Genomic DNA, 3,065 nt, shown 5'->3' with positions numbered 1-3,065 from the left:
GGTTTCATAGAGAATTTCGAGCTGCCCACCGTACTCCTGAATCAGTGCCACCTGGCGCTTATAGAGACCGCGAAACAGGTTGGCAAACAGCAGCGTACCGATCGCCACCACTAGCCCGGCAGCGGTGGAAACTAACGCCTCGCTAATGCCGCCTGTCACCGCCCCTGCATTTGCCCCCACATCCCCTAACTGTAGGGCATCAAAGGAGGCAATCAGACCGAGGATAGTGCCGAGCAGTCCGAGCAGCGGTGCCATGCTGATGATGGTGGCAAACACGGTACTAAAGCGCCGCAGATGGGGCAGTTCGGCCTGCATGGCGCTGGCCAGGGCCATGTGAAACTGTTTGGGGCTGGCCCCTTCAATGTCCAGAGCTTCTAGAAAAATGCGGGCGATGGGTAGGTTAATGTTCTGCCGCAATTTGGGGTAGACATCCACCGGTGCCTGTCGGTAGGTACATAAGATATCTTGCATCACTCGGCGCTGGCGCTGGTTGAGCCGTACCCAGAACAACAGCCGTTCGATAATGAGAGCGATCGCCACCAGCGAAAACCCTAGCAGCGGCCACATGACAATGCCACCTGCGGCAAAAATACTGCCCATAATCAAGTCCTGTCGTAGATTTCCGCTTACAGCAGCCCGATTTCACAGACCCACACACCCAGATGGCTGCGTAGATGAAAGCAGACTATTGCAAATCAATATCAAATACATTGAGCCTGATTCTGGTAGTATTGTCAAGATCCTAACGAGAATAATCCTGATAGTATGGTGAGGGAAGGGGGCGTGCGAAGGCAGCGCAATCTTTTCTTGTGCCCTGTTTTTATTGACTTTTAAGGACCTAATTGGCTTAGGAGACTTGAGTGAAGATCTCAGTTACATTCATGCTTCTATATCTCTCAGCTTTGTTGTGAATGCCTCTTAACTCAACTCTTTCTCAACTATATTGAGAGTTATACGTTACTGTTACTCAAATTATTGCCCATGAGTCTTTCCAACCTCTGCTTCGAACAACACGAGCACGACCAGGCCAGACTGCGAAAGCTATTGCTGTGGGGGCTTTTAGGATCGGTGGGAGTACATGGGATCGCCCTCAACCTCAGCCACCTCAATGGGCGAGAGGTTGACGAGGCCAGCCTTTCGCCCATTGAGCTAATCATCACGGAACCCCTGGTCGAAACCCCAGAGCCCGAGGTGCCAGACCCCACCCAGCCCGCTGAACTCAGCGCCGAGTCCAACGACCCCGCCCCACCTCCGGCAGCCTCTTCCTCCAACGCCACCGTTGTTGCACCTCCTCAGGCGATCGCGGTGGCAGAGCCTGAGATCTCTGAACCGGCAGAGTCTGAACCCCTGAATGAAACGGCAGTGGACTCAGAGTTAGAAGTGGCGGACAACGACGACGAAACCCCCGAGTCTGATCTATCGTCCGAAACCGGTGAACCTGAAGAGGCCGCCGCGGACACAGAGCCCACAGAAGCCGACCTAGCCACTGCAGCAGAAGACTCTTCCCAGTTCGAACGTCTGCGCAACTTTTTCCAGCAACGGCGAGAGGAGGAGGGCGAGAGGGCGATCGCCGCCGCGGACGGTAGCCCCAACTCCCCTGAACCTTCCTCGGACTCAGCGGGGGCTGCCGAAACTACCGCCACTCGCCCCGGCACTAGCCCCGAAGCCGCTACCAATTCCTCCGGCGGTAATGGCCAAGGCCAGGGCTCACGCACCGTGACCTGCCAAACCTGCGTGCGTCCCGACTATCCCCAAAGCGCCCTGAATGAAGGGGTCGAAGGCCAACCCATGGTCAGTGTCGATATCAACCCCGATGGCAGCGTGCGTAGTGTGACATTGACCCGCTCCAGCGGCAACCCAGCGATCGACCAAGCGGCCATTCAGGCCGCACAAAATTCTCGCTTCCAGCCCATCAGCGGCGGAGCTAGCGTTCCCATCGAGTACGACCTCACCATTGATGGCTCGCGTCGCAACCGTGATGCCCTTCGCCGTGGTGAGCGCCAATCGGTGGAGGTGCCCACCACGCCTGCTCCCGATCCTGAAGCACCGGAAACACCCCCCGCGGCAACAAGCCCCAGTCCCGATTCTTCTACACCTCCAACTGAGCCAGCCTCTACCGAGGTGACGCCAACATCCCCCAGTCCTGCTACCGAGTCCGGTACACCGGAGTCCGCTGCACCGGAACCCACTCCTGCTTCGTCCACAGATTCTGACCCAGAGGTTTCTGCACCACCTAGCCAGGACATTCCTACAGCACCAGAACCACCTTCAGCAGAAGAACCGTCTTCGATCGCCCCCCCTTCCAGGACAGATTCACCAGAACCACCTGTCGCTGCCCCTTCGCCACCAGGATCGCCGCCAGTCACTTCCCCACCGCAGGTGGAGCCGGAGCCACAGCCCATCCCACCAGCACCGCCAGCCTCTAACGATGGGGGCGGAACCTAAAACCCCATATTCACCATCACAGCCCATCTCCATGCATTCTATCCTCTCCACCCCCCTAGACAACTGACCAATCAACGAATTCAACGTTGTTACCACCAGAGCATACCGACATTGCAGCGCGATCGCCCTCTCCGAGTCCTGCTCACATAACCCCTCAGCCAACCGCCAGCCATCAGAAATTGCCGTCACAAAAAGTCCTGGGGGAGCACGTCACTTTTTCTGTGAGCAATTATGCTTAGTTAGTGGGTGGTGGCGAACCAATTAACCCATTGAGATAAGCACAACGATGAGCTAACACTTGAGGGACATTTTCACGGTTCCATTGTGCGCCTGAAAGTTTCACTCGCCGACCAATCTGTTTGATGGCGGATTCAACGGCACCAGAACCAATCGAGTACAACCCTTCCGCCTGAAAGTACGCGTAATTCACAATGCGATGCTGATGCTTACGTAGATACTCACAAAAGTTCTTCGCCTGTTTTCGGTGACAGGCGCTAAACAAAGCAATCGCTGCCTCAACGTGATCGTGCCATAGCAAGCTCTCTGCTTGATGGAGTCGTTTGATTGACCCGCCAACCTTATGGAGATTCTCCACCAAATGATACCAGTCCAAAATCTCT

The 3,065-nt window shown here is 55.9% G+C and carries 3 protein-coding genes; 1 reads left to right on the top strand and 2 read right to left on the bottom strand.

The genetic code is table 11. From position 1 onward, the window contains the following. The coding region (locus V6D20_03535) for a MotA/TolQ/ExbB proton channel family protein (protein HEY9814866.1) at positions 1–600 on the bottom strand (600 nt) is incomplete at its 3' end. A gap of 381 nt (positions 601–981) precedes the next feature. Here V6D20_03535 and V6D20_03530 point away from each other — a divergent pair. Further along, a complete protein-coding gene (locus tag V6D20_03530) occupies positions 982–2,445 on the top strand; it encodes a TonB family protein (GenBank protein HEY9814865.1) in 1,464 nt (487 codons plus the stop codon). A gap of 235 nt (positions 2,446–2,680) precedes the next feature. On the opposite strand, the gene V6D20_03525 is transcribed toward V6D20_03530, so the two are convergent. Continuing rightward, positions 2,681–3,065 (bottom strand): ISKra4 family transposase (locus tag V6D20_03525; GenBank protein ID HEY9814864.1); only part of this gene is annotated, 385 nt, incomplete at its 5' end.

The organism is Candidatus Obscuribacterales bacterium, from assembly GCA_036703605.1.
GTDB lineage: Bacteria > Cyanobacteriota > Cyanobacteriia > RECH01 > RECH01 > RECH01.
Note: the sequence above shows the minus strand (reverse complement) of the source record. Positions and strands in the feature narration are given on the sequence as shown.

What these genes read in the sequence shown, in the direction of transcription:
- V6D20_03530 (HEY9814865.1), top strand. Translation starts at nt 982, where the DNA reads ATGAGTCTTTCCAACCTCTGCTTCGAACAACACGAGCACGACCAGGCC.